Origin of the sequence: Roseateles oligotrophus (assembly GCF_014204525.1) — a bacterium.
Taxonomy (GTDB): domain Bacteria; phylum Pseudomonadota; class Gammaproteobacteria; order Burkholderiales; family Burkholderiaceae_C; genus Paucibacter_A; species Paucibacter_A oligotrophus_A.
Map to the genome: position 1 here is coordinate 141,256 of NZ_JACHLP010000005.1, position 18,439 is coordinate 159,694.

Below are 18,439 nucleotides of genomic sequence, written 5' to 3' on the forward strand. Positions count from 1 at the left end.
GGGCCGAGCGCCGGGCCGTTCCCAAGCCGGCCCGTCGGAGGCCGCTTGCGGCTCAATGCCGCATGTGGCCTCGTCCCCACGGGGGACCGACCAGGCTCGCCTGCGTTCAGCGGGGCGAGATTGGGCGAGGGGCAGTTTCACTTCAGCAGGTTCTCCAGCGTGCGTCGGTAGATATTCTTCAGGGGTTCGAGGCTGTCCACGGGCAGGTACTCGTCGATCTTGTGGATGCTGGCATTGATGGGGCCCAGCTCCACGACCTGGGGGCAGATCTTGGCGATGAAGCGGCCGTCCGAGGTACCGCCCGTGGTCGAGAGCTGGGTCTGCAGGCCGGTCTCGGCCAGGATGGCGGCGCCAACCGCCTCGCTCAAGCTGCCGATCGGGGTCAGAAAGGGCTCGCCGCCCAGGGTCCAGTCCAGCGCGTATTCCAGGCCATGGCGGGCCAGCAAGGCCTGTACCTTGGCCTTCAGGCCCTCGGGCGTGGACTCGGTGCAGAAGCGGAAATTGAAGTCCAGCAGCATCTCGCCGGGGATGACGTTGGTGGCGCCGGTGCCGGCGTTGATATTGGAGATCTGGAAGGTGGTGGCCGGGAAATAGGCGTTGCCATCGTCCCAGTGCGTGGCCACCAACTCGGCGATGGCGGCGGCCGCCTGGTGCACCGGGTTGCGGGCCAGCTGCGGGTAGGCCACATGGCCTTGCACGCCCTTGACGCGCAGCTTGCCGCTGAGCGTGCCACGGCGGCCGTTCTTGACCATATCGCCGACCTTCTCCACCGAGGTGGGCTCGCCGACGATGCAGAAGTCCAGGCGCTGGCCCTCGGCCTTGAGGATCTCGCAGCAGACCTTGCTGCCGTCGACCGAGGGGCCTTCCTCGTCGCTGGTCAGCAGGAAGGCGATGCTGCCGGCATGGTCCGGGTGGGCCTGCACAAACTCCTCCACCGCCACCACCATGGCGGCCAGCGAACCCTTCATATCGGCGGCACCGCGGCCGTAGATGCGGCCCTCGCGGTAGCTGGGCACAAAGGGGTCGGAGGTCCAGGCGTCCAGGCGGCCGGGCGGCACCACATCGGTGTGGCCGGCGAACAGCAACACGGGGCTGTCGGTGCCCAGGCTGCCGGGCTTGATGGCCCAGAGGTTCTGCACCCGAAAAGAGTCGGGGCCGCTGTCCATGGCGCGCAGCTCAAAGCCGAGGGCGGCCAGGCGCTCGCCGATCAGGGCCTGGCAGCCGGCGTCCAGCGGGGTGACGGAGGGGCGCGCGATCAGCGCTTCCAGCAGGGCAAGGGTTTGGCTCATGGCTCGCTCAGTCGTGGCGCACGTCCAGCGTGATCTCGGTGAAGCTGGCCTCGTCGCTGGCCGCTTCTTCTTTCTTGCTGCTTGGGCTGGCGCCGCTGCGGCCTTGGGCGGGGCCGTCGTTCTGCAAGCGCCACAGGAGATTGGTGGGCGAATCGGCGAAGGCCAGGCCTTCTTCGCGGGTGATGGTGCCGTCCTTGATCAGGCGGGCGAAATGTTCTTCATAGGTCTGCGAGCCTTCGGCGATGGACTTCTCCATCGCCTCCTTGACCGAGGCGAAATCGCCTTGCTCGATGAACTCGGCAATCAGCTTGGTGTTGAGCAGGATCTCGATCACCGGGATGCGGCCGCCCGCCGTCGCCTTGACCAGGCGTTGCGAGACGATGGACTTGAGCCCGGCGGCCAGGTCGTTCAGCAGCGCCGGGCGGGACTCCGGCGTGTAGAAGGACAGGATGCGGTTCAGCGCGTGATAACTGTTATTGCCATGCAAGGTGGCTAGCACCAGATGGCCGGACAGCGCGTAGGAAATCGCCGCCGTCATGGTTTCGCGGTCGCGGATCTCGCCGATCAGGATGCAGTCGGGCGACTGACGCAGCGCGTTCTTCAGCGCCACCTGCAGCGAGGCGGTGTCGCGCCCGACCTCGCGTTGGTTGACCACCGAGCGCTTGTTGGAGAACAGGTATTCCAGCGGGTCTTCGATGGTCAGGATATGGCCCGCCATATTCAGATTGCGCTCCTCCAGCATGGCGGCCAGAGTAGTGCTCTTGCCGGTGCCGGTGGCGCCCACCATCAGGACCAGGCCGCGCTTTTCCTTCACCAGCCGGCCCAGCACCGGCGGCAGATTGAGCTGCTCCAGCGAGGGGATCACATGCGGGATGTGGCGGAACACGCCGGCAATCGTGCCGCGCTGGCGAAAGCCCGAGAGCCGGAAGCTGCCCACCTTGCTGATGGACACGGCCATATTCAGTTCGCCGGTCTGTTCCAGCTCGGCCATATGCTCGGCGGACAACACCTCGGCAATCAACTGACGAGGTTGCGAGGGCTGCAAGAGCTGGTCGGACAGCTGCACGATCTGCCCGTTCAGGCGGATCAGCACCGGCATATTGGCCGACAGATAAACGTCGGACGCGCCCTTGTCCGCCATCAGGCGCAGGATGCGCTCCATGTTTCCGCTCATGCTTGCTCCTCGCGCATATTTTTATTTGCCCGCCGCTGCCGCTGAAAACCGCCTCAGGCGCGCAGCAGCTCGTTGATGCTGGTCTTGGCGCGGGTTTGTGCGTCCACGCGCTTGACGATGACCGCGCAGTACAGGCTGTACTTGCCGTCGGCGCTGGGCAGATTGCCGCTCACCACCACCGAGCCCGAGGGGATGCGGCCATACGTCACCTCGCCGGTGGCGCGGTCGTAGATCTTGGTGCTCTGGCCGATGTAGACGCCCATGGAGATGACCGAGTTCTCCTCCACGATCACGCCCTCCACCACCTCAGAGCGGGCGCCGATGAAGCAGTTGTCCTCGATGATGGTGGGGTTGGCCTGCAGCGGCTCCAGCACGCCGCCAATGCCGACGCCGCCGCTCAGGTGCACGTTCTTGCCGATCTGGGCGCAGGAGCCGACGGTGGCCCAGGTGTCCACCATCGCGCCTTCGTCCACATAGGCGCCGATGTTCACGTAGGAGGGCATCAGGATCACGTTCTTGGCCTGGAAGCTGCCGCGGCGCGCCACGGCCGGCGGCACCACGCGCACGCCCATGGCGCGGATGGCCTCTTCGCTCAAGTTGCCGTACTTGGTCGGCACCTTGTCGAAGAAGCTCAGATCGCCTTCGCCCATCAGCTTGTTGTCATTCAGGCGGAAGGACAGCAGCACGGCCTTCTTGACCCACTGGTGCACGGTCCACTGGCCCACGGCCTGGCGCTCGGCGACGCGCAGGCGGCCGGCGTCCAGCTCATTGATCACATGCTCCACGGCCTCGCGCACTTCGGGCGAATTGCCGGCGTTGATGGCGGCGCGGTTCTCCCAAGCCAGGTCGATGATGGATTGCAGTTGTTGGGTCATGGTGTGGGATTCAGGGTCAGAGGGATTGGGTGTAGGCGGCGATGCGTTCGGCCGCCTCCAGGCATTCGGCCGTTTCGGCCACCAGGGCCAGGCGGATGCGGCCGGCGCCCGGGTTGACTCCATGGGCCTCGCGCGCCAGCAGGCTACCGGGCAGGACGGCGACATTGTATTGAGCCAGCAGGCCCTGGGCGAAGGCGATGTCCTCGCCTCCGGGCACGGCGGCCCAGAGGTAGAAGCCGGCGTCCGGCAGGGCCAGGCCCAAGTGCGGGCTCAGCAGTGGCGTGACCTGGGCAAACTTGGTGCGGTACTGCTCGCGGTTGGCGATCACATGGGCCTCGTCGTTCCAGGCCGCGATGCTGGCCGCCTGCACCATCGGGTTCATGGCGCTGCCGTGGTAGGTGCGATAGAGCAGGAAGTTCTTCAGGATGGCCGCATCGCCGGCCACAAAGCCCGAGCGCAGGCCCGGCACATTGCTGCGCTTGGACAGGCTGGTGAAGGCGATCAGATTGCGGAAGTCGCTGCGGCCCAGGCGCGCGGCGGCCTCCAGCCCGCCCAGCGGTGCCTGCTCGCGGAAATAGATTTCCGAATAGCACTCGTCCGAGGCGATCACAAAGCCGTATTTGTCGCTCAGCGCGAACAAGGTTTGCCATTCCTCCAGCGGCATCACCGCGCCGGTGGGATTGCCGGGCGAGCAGACGTAGAGCAACTGGGTGCGGGCCCAGGTGGCGGCGGCTATCTGCGACCAGTCGGCCGCAAAGTTGCGGGCCGGATCGCTATTGGCAAAAGCCGTCTCGGCGCCGGCCAGCAGGGCCGCACCTTCGTAGATTTGGTAGAAGGGATTGGGGCAGACCACGGTGGCACCCGGCCGCGTCGGGTCGATCAGCGTCTGCGCCAGGGCAAACAAGGCCTCGCGCGAGCCATTGACCGGCAGCACCTGGGTGGCGGCGTCCAGTTGCAAGCCGTAGCGGCGGGCAATCCAGGCGCAGATGGCTTCGCGCAGCGCGGGCTCACCGGCGGTGGCCGGGTAGGCCGACAGGCCGCGCAAATTGGCCAGCAGCGCGTCTTCGATCAACTTCGGCGCCGGATGCTTGGGCTCGCCTATCCCCAGGCTGATGGGGCGCAAGGCCGGATTGGGCACGATGCCTTTGTTGAGTGCGCGCAGGCGCTCAAAAGGGTAGGGCTGGAGCCGGGCAAGCAGGGGGTTGCTGGGGGTGGACACCGTGGTCATGGATGGAGCTGGGATAGGAACAAGCGGCCCCGATTCAGGGGCCGCAGGGGCGAGGTCGAATCAAATCAGCGCAGCAGGCCAGACTCGAAGCTGTGGCTGGGCAGGTCCACGCGGGGCGCCGGCTTCCAGCCCTTTTTCTGGTGCTCGACCACCACATTGGTGTAGATGCCGCCGCGCACATACCACTTGGCAGTGATGCGGATGAAGCGTGGTTGGGTGACCTTGACGATGTCCTCCAGAATCGTGTTGGTGACCTTCTCGTGGAAGGCGCCTTCGTCGCGGTAGCTCCAGAAATACATCTTCAGGCTCTTCAGCTCGACGCAATGCTTGTCGGCAATCATGTCGATGGTGAAGTGGGCGAAGTCGGGCTGGCCGGTCAGCGGGCAGTGGCAGGTGAACTCGGGCACCTGGAACTGGATCACGTAGTCGCGCTCGGGTGCGGGGTTAGGGAAGACGTGCAGCTCCTTGCTGGGGCGCGAGGGCGGGTTGGGCGGCATCTCGCGCATCTTGGGCGTGGCGGCGGTCTTCTTGCTGGGCTTGCTCGCCGCTGCCTTGGCCGTGGTCTTGCCGGTTTGGGGGGCTGAGAAGGAGTTTGCCGGCTTGCTGCCGCTGCTGTTTTTCGTGGCCATGAGTCGCTGCGTCGCGCAGCGGCCCGCAAGAGCCGCTGCAAAAAATGAAGAGAGAGGCCCCGATGGTATCATCCAGCCCCGACAAAATGCCCCGAAAAGGCGTATTTGTTTCGGTAAATCAAGGGCTTAGCATGCGCTAGCCACCTCTTTTTGTCGTCAGCAGGATCACCAAGAACCCGCGCCCATGCGTCTGAACTCGATCAAGCTCTCGGGCTTCAAGTCCTTTGCCGATCCGACGGTGTTTCAGCTCCCGGGCCAGTTGGTCGGCGTGGTCGGGCCGAACGGCTGCGGCAAATCCAACATCATGGACGCCGTGCGTTGGGTGCTGGGGGAGAGCAAGGCCTCGGAGCTGCGCGGCGAGTCCATGCAGGACGTGATCTTCAACGGCTCGGGCAATCGCAAGCCGGCCAGCCGCTCCAGCGTGGAGCTGGTGTTTGCCAATGAGGACGGCCGCGCCGGCGGCCAGTGGAACCAGTTCACCGAGATCGCCGTCAAGCGGGTGCTGACCCGCGACGGCACCAGCAGCTACTTCATCAACAACCAGCCGGTGCGCCGCCGCGATGTGCAGGACGTGTTTCTGGGCACCGGTCTGGGGCCGCGCGCCTACGCCATCATTGGCCAGGGCACCATCAGCCGCATCATCGAGTCCAAGCCGGAGGAGATGCGCATGTTTCTGGAGGAGGCAGCCGGCGTCTCCAAATACAAGGAACGCCGCCGCGAGACCGAGAACCGGCTCAAGGACACGCGCGAGAACCTGACCCGGGTCGACGACATCCTGCGCGAGCTGAACAACAACCTCGACAAGCTGGAAAAGCAGGCCGAGGTCGCGGCCAGCTACCGGGGCCTGCAGGACAGCGGCACGCTCAAGCTGCATCAGCTCTGGTTCCTCAAGCACCGCGACGCCACCTCGGAGCAGGGCCGGGTCAAGAGCGAGCATCTGGAAGCCGTCAACGCTCTGGAGGCGCGGGTGGCCGAGCTGCGCCATGTCGAGGCCGAGCTGGAAACGGTGCGCCAGGCCCATTACGCGGCCGGCGACGAGCTGCACGCTTCACAAGGCCGTTATGCCGAGGCCCAGCTGGAGGTCAGCCGGCTGGAGGAGCGCATCCGCTATGTGGTCGAAGGCCGCCAGCGGGTGGAAGCCCGCCTGATCGAGCTGCAGTTGCAGACGAATCAATGGCTGGAGCGCTCCCAGCAGGCCCAGGACGAGCTGGAGACCATTGCCGAACAGATCGCCACGGCCGAGGAGCAAAGCGAGATCCTGGCCGCCCAGGCCGAGGAGCAGCAGGCCAATCTGCCCAATAGCGAAGACGCGCTGCGCGCCGCCCAGGCCAAGGCCAATGAGCAGCGCACGGCCGTGGTGCAGGTGCAGCAGCAGATCCAGGTGCTGGCGGCTGAGAGCCGCAATATCGAGGAACAGTCGCGCCAGCTGCGCGGCCGGCGCGAACGCCTGGCGACCGAGAGGCAGGGCCTGGCCGCGCCCGATGCGGAGCGTCTGGCCGAACTCAGGCGCCAGAGCGAGGCGGCGGACGAGGCCCGCGATACGGCCGATGCCCGCCTGCATGAGCTGCAGGAACTGGTGCCGGCCCTGGACGAGACGCGCCGCAGCGCCCAGCAAGACGCCAATCAGCAGCAAGGCCGGCAGAGCGAATTGGTGGCCCGGCTGGACGCCTTGCGCGCCCTGCAGGAAAAGGTGCAGACCGAGGGCAAGCTCAAGCCCTGGCTGGCCAAGCATGGCCTGGACGGGCTGGCCGGCCTGTGGACCCAACTGCATATCCAAGCGGGCTGGGAAAACGCCCTGGAAGCGGCCCTGCGCGAGCGCATGGGCGCGTTGCAAGTGGGGCGGCTGGAGACGGTGCGCGCCTTCGCGCAGGACGCGCCGCCGGCCCGCCTGGCGTTTTACTCGCCACCCACGGCCGCCATCAGCAACACCCACCAGACCCTGCCCAGGCTGAGCGAGCTGCTGCGCCTGGACGATGCCGGTCTGAAGGCCTTGTTGAATGACTGGCTGGAAGGCATTTACACCGCGGCCAGCCTGGACGAGGCCTTGGCCCAGCGCGACAAACTGGCGCATGGCGAGCTGATCATGACGGCGGCCGGCCATGCGGTCGGCCAGTTCGCCGTCAGCTTTTATGCGCCGGACTCCGAGCAGGCCGGCATGCTGGCGCGGGCGCAGGAGATCGAGCACCTGGTGCTGGAGCTGCGTGCCCAGGTGCTGATCGCCGAAGAGGCCAAGAGCGCCCTGGTGCGGGCCGAAGCCGCTTACACCGAAGGTTCGCAACGCTTGCTGATCCTGCGCCGCGAGGCGGGTGAGGCGCAGAACCGTGCCCATCAGCTGCATGTGGAGCTGCTGCGCCTCTCGCAACAGGCCGAGGCCGCCAGTTCGCGGCGCATGCAGCTGGAGGACGAGCTGTTCGAGATCGACGCCCAGATGGAGGAGCTGCAGGAGCGGCGCGTCACCGGCGAGGCCCGCTTCGAAGAGCTGGACATGCAATTGGCCACGACGCAGGAGCGCCATGCCGAGCTGGACGACGGCGTGATCACCGCCGAGCGCAAGCTGGCCGAGGCCCGCGAGCAGCTGCGCGCGCTGGAGCGCCGGGCCCAGGAGGCGCAGTTCAGCGCCCGCTCCCTGGCCTCGCGGCGCGGCGAGTTGCAGCGCTCGATCGAAACCGCGGTGGAGCAGCAAAAGACCAATGCGGCCTCGGCCGAGAGTCTGCAGCGCGAGCTGGGCACGCTCAACGATGCGGCCGCCCAGGCCGGCCTGCAGGACGCGCTGGCCCTGAAGATGGAGCGCGAGCAGGCCTTGGCGGCCGTGCGCAGCGGCTATGACGATCTGAGCCTGCGCCTGCGCCAGCATGATGAGCAGCGCCTGAGCTTCGAGCGCAGCCTGGACCCGCTGCGCGAGCGCATCACCAAGCTGCAGCTGGAGGAGCAGGCGGCTCAGCTGGGCGGCGCGCAGTATATGGAGCAGCTGGTGGCGGCCGCCGTCGATCTGGAGCATTTGGCCCAGACGGTGGAAGCGGGCCAGGTCAAGCTCTACGGCCTGCAGGGCGAGATCGACCGCATCAACCGCGAGATCGCGGCCCTGGGCGCCGTCAATCTGGCCGCCCTGGACGAGCTGACGGCGGCGCGTGAGCGCAAGACCTTTCTGGACTCGCAGTGCGCCGACCTGATGAGCGCGATGAAGACGCTGGAGGATGCGATCCACAAGATCGACCTGGAAACCCGCGATCTGCTCAGCGCCACTTTTGATCAGGTCAACCACCACTTCGGCCGCATGTTCCCGACCCTGTTCGGCGGCGGCCAGGCCCGGCTGGTGATGACGGGGGACGAGATCCTGGACGCCGGGGTGCAGGTGATGGCCCAGCCGCCGGGCAAGAAGAACAGCACCATCCACCTGCTCTCGGGCGGTGAAAAGGCGCTGACCGCGATTGCGCTGGTGTTTGCCATCTTCCAGCTCAACCCCGCGCCTTTCTGCCTGCTGGACGAGGTGGACGCGCCCTTGGATGACGCCAATACCGAGCGTTATGCCAAGCTGGTGGCCGAGATGAGCAGTGGCACGCAATTCCTCTTCATCTCGCACAACAAGATCGCAATGGAAATGGCTGAACAACTGATTGGGGTGACCATGCAGGAGCAGGGCGTGTCGCGCATCGTGGCGGTGGACATGGAAAAGGCCTTGGCGATGGCGGAGGCGGTATGACGATGAATCTGACCACCTTGCTGGCCATACTCGGCGGCCTGGTGCTGGTGGCCGTCGTGGCCCATGGCGCCTGGACCGCCCGCAAGGCCGGCCCGCGCCGGGCCGAGCAGCTGGAACCCTTGATGGACGGGCAGCCAAGGCAGGAGCCCGGCCTGCATCCGGCCGCCGAGCGCGCCGGCCTGGACAGCGGCCTGGGCGACCCGGCCGCCGGCCACGACGAGACGGTGCCGGTGATCGCGCGGCCCATGCGCAAGCCCTCGGCCCGCATCGACGCCTTGATCGACGCCATCGCCACGCTGACGCTGGAGGCGCCGATCAGCGGCGAGATGGCGCTCTCTCACCTGCCGGGCAGCCGCCGCGCCGGTACCAAGCCCTTCCATATCGAAGGCCTGAATGCCAGCACCGGCGAGTGGGAGCTGCCCATGGCCGGCCAGCGCTACGGCGAGTTCCAGTCGGGCGTGCAGATGGCCAACCGCAGCGGCGCGATGAACGAGATCGAGTACTCGGAATTTGTGCAGAAGCTGCAGGCCTTTGCCGAGGGCATAGGCGCCTTTGTGCAGTTCCCCGACATGCTGGACGTGGTGGCGCGGGCCCGTGAGCTGGACCATTTCGCCGGCGACCACGATGCCCAACTGGCCGTGGTGCTGCGTGCGCGCAATGCGGCCTGGACCCTGGGTTATGTGCAGCAGATGGCCTTGCGCCACGGCTTTGTGCCGGGAGCCATGCCGGGTCGGCTGGTGATGGCCTCGGCCGAGGAGGGCGCGCCGCCCATCCTGACGCTGGGCTTCGAGGCCCAGGCCGCCCTGGCCGAGAACCCGCAGCAATCGTCTCTGCGTGAACTGGCCTTGTCGCTGGATGTGCCGCAAACGCCCGAGGCGCTGGAGCCCTTTGCCTCCTGGCAGGAGGCCGCGCGCGGCCTGGCGCGCGATATCGACGCCGACGTCTGCGACGACCGGGGTCAGGTCTTGCCCTTGCAGGCCTTTGCTTCGATCGGGCAGGAGCTGGGCACCTTGTACCGGGCCCTGGCCTCGCGGGATCTGGCGGCGGGGTCGCTGGCGGCGCGGCGCTTGTTCAGCTGAGCGGGCCCGCCCCTACACTTGGGGGCATGACTTCCAGCCTTGTTCTGATTGCCCTGCTGATTGCGGGCAGCGCGTTTTTCTCCATGGCCGAGCTGTCGGTGGCGGCTTCGCGCCGCCTCAAGCTCAGGCAGATGGCCGATGAAGGCGATGGCCGAGCCGAGCGCGTGCTGGAGGTCCAGGAACAGCCCGGCCATTACTTCACCGTGGTGCAGATCGGTGTCAACACCGTGGCCATCCTGGGCGGCATTGTGGGTGAGGGCGCTTTGACGCCCCATTTCTCGGCGGCTCTGTCCTATTTCCTGGGCCCCGAGCAGTCACAGAGCCTGGGTTTTGCCCTGTCCTTCGTCAGCATCACGGCGCTCTTCATCGTGCTGGCCGACCTGGTGCCCAAGCGCCTGTCTATGAACGAGCCCGAGCGGGTGGCCCTGGCCTTGATCGGCCCCATGCTTTTGCTGTGTGCCTTGCTCAAACCCCTGTCCTGGACGTTCAGCAAGATCAGCGAGGCCTTGATCCGTCTGCTGGGCCTGCCCGCCACGCGCGACAACAGCATCACCCATGCCGACATCCTGGCCCTGGCCGAGGCCGGCAATCTGGCTGGTGTGGTGGCCGATGCCGAGCAGCAGATGATTGAAAACGTGTTCGAACTGGACACCCGCCGGGTGGAGAGCGCGATGACCACGCGGGAGCGCATCGTGTTCTTCTCGCTGGACGATGACGATGCCTTGATCCGCAACCGCATCGCCGAGGATCCCCATTCCACCTATCTGGTCTGCGATGGTGAGATCGATCAGGTGGTCGGTTATGTGGACTCCACCGATCTGTTCCAGCGCGTCTTGCGTGAGGAGACCATCAATCTGCGCAGCAGCCAGTCGGCCGGCCTGCTGAAGAAGGTCTTGATCGTGCCGGACCGGCTGACCCTGTCCGAGGTGCTGGGCCAGTTCCGCCAGGCGCACGAGGACTTTGCCGTCATCGTCAACGAGTACAGCCTGGTGGTGGGCATCATCACCCTCAACGATGTGATGAGCACGGTGATGGGCAGCCTGGTGGCCTCGCACGACGAGGAGCAGATCGTGCGGCGTGAGGATGGCTCCTTCCTGGCCGACGGCATCACGCCCATCCCCGATGTGCAGCGGGCGCTGGAGCTGGAGGCCTGGCCGCATGCCGGTCAGTACGACACCCTGGCCGGCTTCCTGATGGTGATGTTGCGCCGCATCCCCAGGCGCACCGATCAGGTGTTGTGGGAGGGTTGGCGCTTCGAGGTGGTGGACGTGGACAGCCACCGTGTCGACCAGGTGATGATCACCCGCGTGGGTTCGGCGGTCACAGCGAATTTGTGAATACTGCCTGGGTCCTGCGGTGGGCCATATTGCGGTGCAGCATCTTGCTAGAATGCAAATGCGTCTCAATAACCGATTACTTGATCGGACTTTCGCCGACTCGGCGACTTGAGACCCCACTCCACACCCAGCATCCCCAGTCGTCCTGAACCCGGCGTCTGCGCCAGGTCATTTCGCGAAGCAATCGCATCCGGCCACCATGGCCGCCAAGGGACGAACCCATGCAAGAAACCAAGCGCCGCCAGTTGCTGCGTTCCATCAATCTGAGCGCGCTGAGCGCCTGCGCGGCCGGCCTGCCCCTGCTGGCCACGGTCCAGGTGTCGGCCAGCGCTGCCAATGCCGGCAGCAACAATCTGGAACGGGTGATGGTGACGGGCACGGCCACCTCGGTCCGCAGCTTTCAGGTCGACCAGGCGCGCAGCGCCACCAAGACCGACACCGCCTTGCTGGACACGCCTCAGGCCATCGCCGTGGTGCCGCGCTCGGTGCTGGAGGACCAGGCGGCCGGCGACCTGTTTGAGGCCGCCCGCAATGTCTCCGGCGTCAGCCGGCAAAGTAGCTACTGGGGGCAGAACGGTGGCACTTTCCGGGTGCGCGGCTTTGATCTGGACGAGGGCACGGGCTATCTGCGCGATGGCTTCCGCTACAACGCCCGCGGCCGATTGATGATGAGCAATGTGCAGAGCGTTGAGGTGCTCAAGGGCCCGGCCTCGGTGCTGTATGGCCGTGCCGAACCGGGCGGCCTGGCCAATATCGTCAGCATGGAGCCGGGCCGTGAGCGCCAGCAGCAGCTCAAGCTCAAGCTGGGTTCCTACCAGACTTATGACCTGGACCTGATGGCGGGCGGTGCGCTGGATGAGGCCGCGCGCTTTCGCTATCGCGTTGATGTGGAGTTGGAAGACAACAAGAGCTTCCGCCAGCATGTCTATAGCAAGGCCCAGGCCGTGGCGCCGCAACTGCTCTGGCTGCCGGACGACAAGACCCGCATCAAGGCCTATTTCGAGTGGCAGCGTCAGAACGTGCTGGCGGACTACGGCATTCCCAGTTGGCAGGGCCGGCCGGCCGAGGTGCCACATGATCGCTACTACGGGGAGCTGGGCAATCAGCAGCGCAGCCAACAGGACCGGGCCAGTCTGAGCCTGGAGCGCAAACTGGCCCAAGACTGGACCTTGCGCCTGGGCGCCACGCAGTCGCGCTTCCGTTATGCGGACGGGTATAGCGAGGTTTATGGCAGCAATGTCGGCCCGGCCGAGGCCGGCAACGCCATGGACGCAGGCCTGGCACCGGGCACGCCACGCCTGACGCGCTACCAGGGCATTTCACCGGAGCGCAAACGCCAACGCAGCCTGCAGGCCGAGCTGACGGGCAAGGTCGAAGCCTTTGGCCGCCAGCACACCTTGCTGTTCGGGTTGGAGCGTTCGCGCGTCAATGCGCAGACCGACCCCTCTTACTGGGGGGCTTATCCGTCCATCGCCATCTTCGCGCCGGTGCTGAGCGGGCGGCCGGTGCTGCCGCAGGGCCTGGACATCAGCCACAGTCGCACGCAGGACGATATCAGCGCCGGTTTTGTGCAGCTGGAGGCCGAGTTGAGCGAGCCTTTGCGCCTGCTGCTGGGCCTGCGCCACGACCGCTATCAGCAGGACTATTTTTACCAGTCGGGGCAGGACAAGCCGGTCAGCACAGTCACCCATGATGCCGCCAATTCGCCGCGCCTGGGCCTGCTGTGGAAGCTGAGCAGCGATTGGTCGGCCTATCTGAGTGCCTCGCGTTCCTTTGCCCCGGCCGGCGCCTATCAGTCGGCAAGCCAGAACAAGAAGTTCAAGCCGCTGATCGGCGAGCAGCGCGAGTTGGGCTTCAAATGGGAGCGGGCGGACGGGCGCCTCACCGCCTCGGGCTCGGTGTTCGATCTGCGCAAGCGCAATGTGGTCACCAAGGATCCCAATGACGAGCGCCAGTCGATCCAGATCGGCATGGAGCGCAGCACAGGCTTGGAGCTGGACCTGGCGGCCGAACCGCTGCGCGGCTTGCAGCTGATCGCCAGCTATGCCCGCCTGCATGCGCGGGTGGCGGATTCCACCGACTACAAGCCCGGCCTGCTGCTGCCCTTCACGCCGCGCGACAGTGGCTCCCTTTGGCTGAGCTGGCGCCCGGGCAGCCAGGCCCTGGGCCTGCGCAACTGGATGTTGGGCAGCGGCTTGTTCGCCAGCGGCCAGCGCCAGGCTGACCTGGAGAACACCGTCAAGGCACCAGGTTATCTGCGCTGGGACGCCAGCCTGGCGGCCGATTGGGCCGACTGGCGCCTGCAACTCAATCTGGACAATCTCGGTGACACCCGCTACATCGACAGCGGCCCGGGTGGCGTGGCCGTGCTCAATCCGGGCAAGCCACGCAGCCTGAGCCTGAGCTTGAACCGGACCTTCCAATGAAGTTTCTGTTAGCAGTCGTTTTCTTGTTGGCCATGGCGCAGCCGGCCCAGGCCTTGTTGCTGCCGCGCTTGCAGGCGGCCGCGGCGGAGGCCGCCGGCTGGCCGCACGAGGCGTTTGCGCGCGAGGCCTTGTTGCTGAAGGACTTCCGCCTGGAGGGGGGCGCGGCGGCGCCAGTGCGCCGCAGCGAGCTGCGCCTGGCCTTGCAGGGTCAGGTCTTGCTGGCCGAGTTCCGCGCCTGGCACGCGCCGGACGAGCCGCCGGTGGCTCGGCAGATGCGGCGCGATGTCGAGGCCTTGCTGCAGGATGACCATATCGCCCTGGTGATCGATGTGGAGGGGCGGGCCCGCAACGGCCATGTCTTTGTGCTCAACTCCGCCGGTACGCAGTTCGACGCGCTGATCGTGGACGGGGTGCAGATGCGTCGCGATTGGGATGGCCTCTGGCAGGCCAGTGTCGAGCCTGGCTCCGAGGGCTGGACGGCGCGTTTCCTCATTCCTCTGGCCACTCTGGGGCACTCTCCCGCCGCCACCTCTGCACAGTGGCGCTTCAATGCCCAGCGTTGGAGCCAGGGTGGCCTGGAGCGCCAGCGCCTGGCCGGCTGGCAGGGCGGCAAGGAGCTGAGCTCGCTGGGCGATACCTTGCTGCTGCAACTGCCCGCGCTGGACGGGCAGGCGCAGGCGCAGGCCGAGGGCCTGGGCCTGCGCCTCAAGCCCTCGCTGCGCTGGACGGCGGCCTCGGCCAGGCCCGAAGGCCAGGTAAGGCAGCGCCTGGAGCCGGGTCTTGAACTCTTCCACCAGGCCGATAGCGGCCTGCGCAGCACTCTGGCCCTGAACCTCGATTTCGGCGAGGCCGAGGCCGATGAGCGTGAGCTGACGCTGGACCGGTTCGAGCTGCTGCGCGAGGAGAAGCGCGAGTTCTTTTTGCAGGATGCCGGCTTCTTCAGCTTCGGCGGCCTGCAGGACATGTCGCCCATGCCTTATTACTCGCGCCGGGTGGGCCTGGACGCCGAGGGGCGGGCGCGCAGCCTGCGTGCCGGGCTCAAGTTCAGCGGCACGGTGGTGGGGCTGGACTTTGGCGTGTTGGCGGCCGAGGTGGATGCGGGCGAGTCGCAGGGCGCCGGGCCGCGTGTCGGGGTGATGCGCGTGGCGCGGGCGCTGGGCCCGCTGCACCGCATCGGCCTGATCGCCACGCAAGGCCATCCGGCGGGCAAGGCGGGCAGCGCGCTGAGCGGGCTGGACTACCGTTTCCGCGACACCGCGCTGGCGGGCGACAAAACCCTGGAGTTCAACCTCTGGCAGCAGCGCTCCAGCAACGCCGGGCTGGGCGCGGGCGAGGCCACGGGCGGCAGCCTGGCCTATCCCAATCTGGGCCTGGGTGGCGAGATCAGCGTGCAGCGGGTGAGCGAGCATTTCGAGCCGGCCCTGGGTTATCTGGCGGAGGCGGGGGTCTGGCATAGCGAGGGCGCGCTGGCCTGGTGGCACCGCAACGCGGCGGGTGATGATTGGGTGCCCGGCGTGGACTGGAATCTGCGCCGCAAGCTGGACGGCAGCGAGGCCACCGTGAGCTGGAACCCCGAGCTGCGCTGGAGTCCGGCCTCCGGCGATATGTTGATGCTGGAGTGGTTTCTGGTGCGCGACCGCCTGGCTCACAGCTACGAACCCCTGCCCGGCGTGGCTCTGCGGCCCGGTCAGCACGACTACCAATATCTGAAGCTGATGGCGGAAAGCTCGCGGGCCCGCGTCTGGGGCGGCGGGGCGGAGTTGCGGGTGGGCCCGTATTTCGATGGCCGGCGCCAGGATATGGATCTGCACCTGTTCTGGCAACCCAGCACCACTTGGGCCTGGCAGGGCAGGGTGGGCGCCAAGCGTCTGCAGATGCCCGCGGCGGCCGGCCGCGCCTACACCGCCAGCCTGCGCCTGGACCATGCGCCCAGCATGGCCTGGGCGAACAGCTTGCTGGTGCAGTGGGACAGCGTGTCCGAGCAGTTAGGCCTGAGCGCGCGCCTGCGCTGGCGCATCCAGCCCGGCCGCGAGCTGCTGTTCAGCTTCGACCATCTGCAGGGCGGCCAGGCTATGTTTGCCCGCGAGTCGGGTGGGCCGGGTGGGGTCACGTCGCAGCAGGGGGCCCAGCTCAAACTGGTGTGGGGTCTGCAGCTTTGAGGGGCTGGGTCTCGGCCACAATACGGGCCTATGCCAGTTTCCATTCCATCCGCTCCGGCCGAGCGCGCCCAAGCCCTGCGCCAGACCCTGAACCACCATGCGCATCTGTACTATGTGCTGGACGCACCCACGCTGCCCGATGCCGAGTACGACCGGCTGTTCCAGGAGCTGCAGGCCCTGGAGGCCGCTCATCCCGAGCTGCTGACGCCGGACTCGCCCACCCAGCGCGTGATCGGCAAGGTGCTGGACGGTTTTGCCTCGGTGCGCCATGCCGTGCCCATGCTGAGCATACGCACCGAGACCGATACCGAGGCCAGCGGGGCCGAAAATTTCGATGCCCGTGTGCGCCGTGAATTGGAGTTAGCTCCCGAGGCGGCCGCCCTGGACTATGCGGCCGAGCTGAAGTTCGACGGCCTGGCCATCAATCTGCGCTACGAGGCGGGCGTGCTGGTGTGCGCGGCCACGCGAGGCGACGGTGAATCCGGCGAGGACGTGACGCAGAACATCCGCACCATTGGCCAGATCCCCCTGCGACTGGCCGGCGTGAATGCGCCGGTGCTGGAGGTGCGCGGCGAGGTCTATATGCGGCGCGATGATTTTGAACGCCTGAACGAACGCCAAAGGCAGGCGGGTGAAAAAACCTTTGTGAACCCGCGCAATGCGGCGGCCGGCGCGGTGCGCCAGCTCGACCCCGGCATCGCTGCCCAGCGTCCCTTGAGCTTTTTTGCTTACGGCTTGGGCGAGGTGCAGGGCTGGGAGGTGCCCGCTACCCATAGCGGCCTGCTGGATGCCCTGGCCACCATGGGCCTGCCGGTGTGCGCGGATCGTGCGCTCGTACAGGGTGCTGCGGGTCTGGTGGACTTTCATCAACGCATGGGGGCCAAGCGGGACGCCCTGCCGTTTGATATCGACGGCGTGGTCTACAAGGTCAACGAGCGCGCCTTGCAACAACGCCTGGGCTTCGTCAGCCGCGAGCCGCGCTGGGCCGTGGCGCACAAATACCCGGCCCAGGAACAGCTGACACTGTTGCTGGACATTGACATCCAGGTCGGCCGCACCGGCAAGCTGACGCCGGTGGCTAAGCTGGCCCCGGTGTTTGTGGGCGGCACCACGGTCAGCAACGCCACCCTGCATAACGAGGAAGAAACACGGCGCAAGGATGTGCGCATCGGCGACACGGTGATCGTGCGCCGGGCCGGTGATGTGATCCCCGAGGTGGTGGGTGTGGTGCTGGAACGCCGCCCGGCCGATGTGGGCGAGCCCTTCGATCTTTACAAACGCCTGGGCGGCCAATGCCCGGTCTGCCAGAGCGAGATCGCCCGCGAGGAGAACGAGGCCCGGGTCTCGGTGGAATGGCGCTGCACCGGCGGTCTGTTCTGCCCGGCCCAGCGCAAGCAGGCGATTCTGCATTTTGCCGGCCGGCGCGCCCTGGATATCGAAGGCCTGGGCGATAAATTGGTGGATCAACTGGTGGATGTCGGCATCGTGAGCAGCCTGCCCGGGCTCTACAAACTGGGTGTGGCCAAGCTGGCGGCCCTGGATCGCATGGCCGACAAGAGTGCCCAGAATATTGTGGAGGCGCTGGAGAAGAGCAAGCACACCACGTTGGCGCGCTTTTTGTTCGGGCTGGGCATACGCCAGGTGGGCGAGACCACGGCCAAGGATCTGGCTCGCCACTTTGGCGGCCTGGATGCGCTGATGGACGCCAGCACCGAGCAACTGCTGGAGGTCAAGGATGTGGGCCCCATCGTGGCGCGCAGCATTCATACTTTTTTCGCCCAGGCCCATAACCGCGAAGTTGTGGAGCAGTTGCGCGCCGCCGGCCTGAGCTGGGAGGAGGGTGAGGGCGCCGCAGCCGCACGCGGACCGCAGGTTTTGCTGGGCAAGACCTTGGTGTTGACCGGCAGCCTGCCCACTCTTTCGCGCGAGCAGGCCAAGGAAATGATCGAGGCGGCCGGTGGCAAGGTCAGCGGCTCGGTGTCCAAGAAGACTCATTTCCTTGTGGCCGGCGCAGAAGCCGGCAGCAAGCTTGCGAAGGCCGAGGAACTGGGCCTGGCGGTGCTTGATGAAGCAGGTTTATTGGCCTTGTTGCAAGGCGATACCTGATTCGCCGCCGCAATTCATCATTTGATCGACCGGGTCGAAACTCGTTTTGATCCGGCTTATTCCTGTCTGGATTCGGGATTTTTTGGGTGCCTGAATCCGACACGGTTTTGCAAGACGCACAAGCCTGTGTAAAACGCACGCTCACACAGGGGTTTCAGAGGGAAACCGCAACAATCCTGCGCTCTACTCTGGGCCACGGAAGTGCCTTGTTGCGCCGACGTTCAGGGATTGTCAAAAAACTGAGAATTTATACCTTGAGGCCCCCTTCAAACGGGGGGCTTTCAAGGGCGGCTTGTGCAGGCATCATCGCCCCGCGAGTCAAGCAAGTCTCAGCGAAAGACTTTAGCTAGGTTCTAGTTCGATCCGTGTGGAGTCGTCAGCCACGCAAACGTGACAACCTTGTTGCAGAACACTGCAGCTTTGGAGTTCATTGATCA

At 66.3% G+C, this 18,439-nt stretch carries 11 protein-coding genes; 6 read left to right on the forward strand and 5 right to left on the reverse strand.

Annotated elements, in window-relative coordinates:
- Positions 1 to 137: 137 nt before the first annotated feature.
- From dapE to queF, 5 genes are all read right to left on the reverse strand, one after another.
- Entirely contained in the window at positions 138 to 1,289 is a 1,152-nt protein-coding gene (gene dapE, locus HNP55_RS13170) for a succinyl-diaminopimelate desuccinylase (protein ID WP_184300016.1), read from the reverse strand.
- A gap of 7 nt (positions 1,290 to 1,296) precedes the next feature.
- The gene (locus HNP55_RS13175) at positions 1,297 to 2,463 is read right to left on the reverse strand and encodes a PilT/PilU family type 4a pilus ATPase (protein WP_184300018.1); all 1,167 of its coding nucleotides are present in this window, start codon (positions 2,461 to 2,463) and stop codon (positions 1,297 to 1,299) included.
- Positions 2,464 to 2,516: 53 nt separating this feature from the next.
- Positions 2,517 to 3,338, reverse strand: a complete 822-nt coding sequence (gene dapD, locus HNP55_RS13180; protein ID WP_184300020.1) for a 2,3,4,5-tetrahydropyridine-2,6-dicarboxylate N-succinyltransferase — start codon at positions 3,336 to 3,338, stop codon at positions 2,517 to 2,519.
- A 16-nt stretch (positions 3,339 to 3,354) separates the two neighbouring features.
- Positions 3,355 to 4,566 (reverse strand): succinyldiaminopimelate transaminase, encoded by a 1,212-nt coding sequence (dapC, locus tag HNP55_RS13185; protein WP_184300022.1) that lies wholly within the window; start codon positions 4,564 to 4,566, stop codon positions 3,355 to 3,357.
- Positions 4,567 to 4,631: 65 nt separating this feature from the next.
- The gene (gene queF, locus HNP55_RS13190; RefSeq protein WP_184300699.1) at positions 4,632 to 5,063 is read right to left on the reverse strand and encodes a preQ(1) synthase; all 432 of its coding nucleotides are present in this window, start codon (positions 5,061 to 5,063) and stop codon (positions 4,632 to 4,634) included.
- Between the two features lie 316 nt (positions 5,064 to 5,379).
- Here queF and smc point away from each other — a divergent pair, with 316 nt between their 5' ends.
- From smc to ligA, 6 genes are all read left to right on the forward strand, one after another.
- Entirely contained in the window at positions 5,380 to 8,895 is a 3,516-nt protein-coding gene (gene smc, locus HNP55_RS13195; protein ID WP_184300024.1) for a chromosome segregation protein SMC, read from the forward strand.
- The gene (locus HNP55_RS13200; RefSeq protein ID WP_348648701.1) at positions 8,892 to 9,974 is read left to right on the forward strand and encodes a cell division protein ZipA C-terminal FtsZ-binding domain-containing protein; all 1,083 of its coding nucleotides are present in this window, start codon (positions 8,892 to 8,894) and stop codon (positions 9,972 to 9,974) included. Before smc ends, HNP55_RS13200 begins: the two co-directional genes overlap by 4 nt.
- A 26-nt stretch (positions 9,975 to 10,000) precedes the next feature.
- Complete coding sequence (locus HNP55_RS13205; protein ID WP_184300026.1) at positions 10,001 to 11,311, forward strand: hemolysin family protein; 1,311 nt, start codon at positions 10,001 to 10,003, stop codon at positions 11,309 to 11,311.
- Between the two features lie 221 nt (positions 11,312 to 11,532).
- The gene (locus HNP55_RS13210; RefSeq protein WP_184300028.1) at positions 11,533 to 13,737 is read left to right on the forward strand and encodes a TonB-dependent siderophore receptor; all 2,205 of its coding nucleotides are present in this window, start codon (positions 11,533 to 11,535) and stop codon (positions 13,735 to 13,737) included.
- Positions 13,734 to 15,896: a hypothetical protein gene (locus tag HNP55_RS13215; RefSeq protein WP_221439576.1), complete on the forward strand. Its 2,163-nt coding sequence runs from the start codon at positions 13,734 to 13,736 to the stop codon at positions 15,894 to 15,896. The genes HNP55_RS13210 and HNP55_RS13215 overlap by 4 nt, the downstream gene beginning before the upstream one ends.
- Positions 15,897 to 15,926: 30 nt before the next feature.
- On the forward strand, positions 15,927 to 18,002 hold the full coding sequence (gene ligA / locus HNP55_RS13220; RefSeq protein ID WP_184300030.1) for an NAD-dependent DNA ligase LigA: 2,076 nt from the start codon (positions 15,927 to 15,929) through the stop codon (positions 18,000 to 18,002).
- The last annotated feature ends 437 nt before the right edge of the window (positions 18,003 to 18,439 follow it).